Source organism: Colwellia sp. E2M01 (assembly GCF_018860585.1).
Lineage (GTDB): Bacteria > Pseudomonadota > Gammaproteobacteria > Enterobacterales > Alteromonadaceae > Colwellia.
Map to the genome: position 1 here is coordinate 11,809 of NZ_JAHKPR010000073.1, position 4,749 is coordinate 16,557.

Here is a 4,749-nt window from a genome sequence, read left to right on the forward strand (position 1 = left end):
TATTTTAACCAGTACAGGTGATCAGTAATTTAACGGACTTGGTATTAAATTTACATAACATACTAGCTCAAGACGAACCAATGGAGTGGCCAAAAACAGCATCTACATTAGCTAATTCAACAACCTCACCTGCCTGCAAATTATCAATGTGAATATTACCAATGCGCACTCTGACTAACCGTAACGTGGCAAAACCAACAGCGGCGGTCATTTTTCGTATCTGCCGGTTCTTCCCTTCATTTAAAGTGATAGAGATCCAACTGGTAGGCCCATGTTTCGGATCGCGTATTTTACGACCTCGTTCAGGCAGTTCTGGTTCTTCATCAAACTTAAACGCTTTACAGGGTAGAGTTTGGTAGTTTTCGCCATTCACTGTAATATCAACACCACTTTGCAGCTTTAATATCGCATCTTCTGTGATCTCGCCATCAACTTGCACAAAATATTCTTTTTCTATGTTTTTGCTTCTTACCTTAAAGCTCGTCATACCATCAGTTGTTAATAACAATAATCCTTCGGAGTCATGATCTAAACGCCCTATTGCCATAATGTTATTAGGAAAATCAAATAAATCACCTAAAAGGTGTTTATTCTTTCGTGATTCAGGAACAAACTGACTTAAAAATCCGTATGGTTTAAATAACTTGAAATGTTGATGTTTGTAGTTTGATTCAGCGATGGTCGGCTCGAGAGGTTTTGTTAACCTGTTATTTCAAAAAGCATTCGTTAAACTAGTCATTAAGAATTAAAGAATAGTTTAAAACTAAAAAACCGCATTTTACTATTAACGTAAAGTGCGGTTTTTATAATTTAGTTTTTGCTTTGTAATACAAAAACTAAAACAATTAAAACTTAAACTAAGTTATTAATTTCAACTTCAGGGCTAACATCTGCATCGTAATCTACGCCAGCAACCTCAAAACCAAACAATTTTAAAAACTCTTGATGGTAACCAACGTAATCAGTTAATTCATCAATAGTATCAGTTTCAACTGTGTTCCAAATATCAGTTACACGTTGTTGTACGCTATCTTCTAATTCTTTGTAGTTTTGGCTAAAGCGACCTGCTTCGTCTAAACGTGGAGAAGCACCGTAGATGTTCTCTTGAAATAAGTTAGAGATTTGCTCAATACACCCTTCGTAAGTACCATCTGCTTTCATTACTTTGAACATTGCAGAAATGTATAAAGGCATAATTGGAATAGCCGAGCTTGCTTGCGTAACTACCGCATTTAATGACGTAACACGTGCTTGACCGTTTAAGTCAGCTGTTGCTGCATTAATCGCTGTTGCTGCGCGGTCTAAATCTTCTTTAGCTTTACCAATCGTTGCTTTACCGTAAATTGGCCAAGTTAATTCTTTACCAATGTATGTGTAAGCTACGGTTTTAACTCCTTCAGCTAAAACACCGGCTTCGCTCAGTGCATTCATCCATAATTCCCAGTCTGCGCCGCCCATTACGTCGATAGTACCTTGAATTTCAGCATCGTTTGCTGCTTCAACTGATACTTCATCAATAACACGCTTTGAAGTGTTTAGGTTTTTAGTAGTAACGCTTTGGCCGATTGGCTTTAAGGTAGAAGAGTAAACTTCACCAGTATCTGGATCAGTTCTACGCGGAGAAGCTAGTGAGTAAACAACTAAATCAATTTTACCCATATCAGCTTTAATTGCTTCAATAGCTTGTGCTTTTATTTCGTGAGAAAAAGCATCGCCGTTAATGCTTTTAGCATAAATACCCGCTTCATCAGCGGCTTTTACGAAAGCGGCAGTATTGTACCAACCTGCAGAAGCTGTTTTTTTATCTGTTGGTGGTTTTTCAAAGAAGATACCTAATGTTTTAGCATCGTAACCAAAAGTAGCGGTAATACGTGAAGCTAAACCGTAACCCGTTGAAGCACCAATAACTAGAACATTTTTAGGACCAGTTGCCGTTGATTTTTGAGATTTTACATAAGCAATTTGTTCATTTACATGAGCTTCACAACCCACAGGGTGAGCGTTAGTACAGATAAAACCACGAATTTTTGGCTTGATAACCATATTAAGTTAACCTTTTTATGTTTATTTACGTATAAATGACTTAGCTAAGGCAATTAAATACCCACTAAAATAGCTAAGGCTTGAAAAATATTCAGTGTATTGTTAATTAATTTACGAGCAATACTACTGATGAAATTGCTAGCATTGTACCCTGACTGAACCATAAAGAGGTATGACCAGAAAACAATCTATTTTTGCCTACTTACTACCACCTAAACAATTAGGCGATGTTGGTACATTACCAAACTGTGCTTGCCACTCTTGTTCAGTGTAAGTATGAATTGCTAGTGCATGAATTTTTTCAGCTAATTCTTCAGCAAGTGCGCCATTAACTAAACGATGACGTTTGATTAAACGTTCACCCTCAAAAGCTTTAGCAACAATCACTACTTTAAAGTGTGATTCACTACCCGGCGGTACATTATGATTATTACTTTCGTTAATCACTTCACAGTGCATAGGCTCAAAGGCAGCAAGTAATTTTTGTTCAATAGCTTCTTTCACAGTTACGGCAACACTCATTCTTTTCTCACTGGGTCGGGGTATAAATAATTTGGCAAATATTTTAGCTGATTTATGTTGATAGACCAACAATATGTTGTGAATTATGCCACAATAGTCGCCAATTTATTCCTGAACTTCAGCCTATTTTTATGATCAGCCCTTTTATTGTTAATGATAAGAATTTATTTCTCAGCCGTTTCCCTATTGCTCAAGTAAACCGTAGCTTACAAGCGTGGGATTCAGCAGATGAGTACCTTATAAACTATATTAATGAAGAAGGTCTCCTTACTTCTGAAATAACAAATACGAATAAAAAGATAGCTATTTTTAATGATGCCTTTGGCGCATTAGCTGTTAACTTTTGCCACGACAACGTAGCAAACCCTACTGTATTTTGTATTAATGACTCATACATTAGTCGCCAAGGCATCAGTTATAACCTTGAACAAAATGGCTTAGATGATAGCAATATTGAGCTGCGAACCTCCCTTGATAGTTTGCCAACTGATCTTGATTTAATTTTATTTAAAATCCCGAAAAGCAAAGCCATGCTTACAGAACAATTAATTCAAATTAAGCAAATGATTAAAAACAGAACTTCAGATAAAGAAGTTATTTTTATTGCCGCTGATCGCGCTAAAGAGATCCATAGCTCTACCTTAAAAGTCTTTGAAAAATACTTAGGTACAACAAAAACTTCACTTGCCGTAAAAAAAGCACGTTTAGTTTTTTGTGAGTTTGACTCGTCATTTGGCACTAAGCCCGAGCATAAATCACCTTACCCAACAGTCTGGCCACTACCCCATAAATCAACAATAGATAATTCATCTCGTGACTTTATCATTAGTAATCATGCCAATGTTTATGCTCGTGAAAAACTCGATATTGGTGCCCGTTACTTTATTGAAAATTTACCAAAAGTTGCCCCCAACACCAAAGTCATCGATTTAGGCTGTGGTAATGGCGTATTAGGTTTAACTGTTTTAGCTGACCAACCAGAAGCACAGGTACAATTTATTGATGAATCATGTATGGCAATCGCTTCAGCTAAGTTAAATATTGAAACCAACTTACCTGATGTGATTGAACAATGTGAATTTATCCTCAATGATTGTTTAAGTGATATTGAAGGCGGTAGCGTTGATTTAATTTTATGTAACCCGCCTTTTCATCAAAATACCGCGACAACAGACCATATTGCATGGCAAATGTTTAAAGACAGCCACCGAGTACTTAAAAAAGGTGGTGAATTACGTATAATTGGTAATCGTCAATTGGCATACCATATAAAATTACAACGTTTATTTGGTAATGAAAAATTAATTGCCAGTAACGATAAGTTTGTTACACAATCGGCCATTAAACGATAAATACCAAGCACTTTAAAAACATAAAACCAATTTATAATGGATAAAAAATGAACTTCCGATATAGAAAAAACATTACTTACAGCACATTAAAGTCAATAGCACTTAGTTTAGTCTTATTAACCATAGCAAGCTGTAACAGTACTCCTACTCATTTAGTTATTACTCCAGAAATAGATTTATTACCTTCTAATCAACTCACCGGTAGAAACACTCAACTACGCGTGATTGATATGCGTACTAGCCCACATATTATTCAAATATTAGAGCCAAAAGAGCCCGCTATTATTCTGTCTTCACAACGACGTCTTGAGGCGGTAATTCAAGATATTTTAGCCCAAGAATGGCAAACACAAGGCTTAACATTAACTGATACATCCACCAACAAGATGACAGTTAGTATAGAAAAAGCCATTATCAGTGTTGATCAAGCAAGTATTACTTATGACACGCAAAGTGAAATAATTATTAAAGTGACCGTTGATAATTCAAAACAAACCTTAACTAGTCACTTTAAAAAAAGAGCACACAGTGAAGGCGCGTTAAATCCGAATATCAGCACATTAGAAGAAGAATTTAATCTGCATTTAAGTGAAATACTTAAACAAGTATTAATCAGCAAAGACATAAAAACATTTTTATAATGTCACTTAATAACGAATATTTAAGTTTGCTAAGTTATACCAATTTGATTAAATTTCTTCCCAACTCAGAGCTATGCTCGATGTGCAATGACAAGGCGAATTTGTTTAGGTTTAGTCATTCTAAATCAAATAAATTTAACGATGTTAATGTACATCGAGCAAGCTCCCAAAGGGCGAATACCTAATTAAAA

General features: G+C 35.7%; 5 protein-coding genes. 2 read left to right on the forward strand and 3 right to left on the reverse strand.

What is annotated here, in order from left to right:
- Nucleotides 1-67: 67 nt before the first annotated feature.
- The 3 genes from KO502_RS14130 to bolA all read right to left on the reverse strand — a co-directional run bounded on the left by KO502_RS14130 (nt 68) and on the right by bolA (nt 2,565).
- Nucleotides 68-679 (reverse strand): pseudouridine synthase, encoded by a 612-nt coding sequence (locus KO502_RS14130; protein WP_216023214.1) that lies wholly within the window; start codon nt 677-679, stop codon nt 68-70.
- Nucleotides 680-852: 173 nt separating this feature from the next.
- Entirely contained in the window at nt 853-2,043 is a 1,191-nt protein-coding gene (gene fabV, locus KO502_RS14135) for an enoyl-ACP reductase FabV (RefSeq protein WP_216023210.1), read from the reverse strand.
- A gap of 198 nt (nt 2,044-2,241) precedes the next feature.
- Nucleotides 2,242-2,565, reverse strand: a complete 324-nt coding sequence (gene bolA, locus KO502_RS14140) for a transcriptional regulator BolA (RefSeq protein WP_216023211.1) — start codon at nt 2,563-2,565, stop codon at nt 2,242-2,244.
- A 131-nt stretch (nt 2,566-2,696) separates the two neighbouring features.
- Between bolA and KO502_RS14145 the strand changes: the two genes are divergently transcribed.
- A complete protein-coding gene (locus tag KO502_RS14145; RefSeq protein WP_216023212.1) occupies nt 2,697-3,917 on the forward strand; it encodes a methyltransferase in 1,221 nt (406 codons plus the stop codon).
- A 47-nt stretch (nt 3,918-3,964) separates the two neighbouring features.
- The gene (locus tag KO502_RS14150; RefSeq protein ID WP_252730780.1) at nt 3,965-4,558 is read left to right on the forward strand and encodes a YajG family lipoprotein; all 594 of its coding nucleotides are present in this window, start codon (nt 3,965-3,967) and stop codon (nt 4,556-4,558) included.
- Nucleotides 4,559-4,749: the final 191 nt, after the last annotated feature.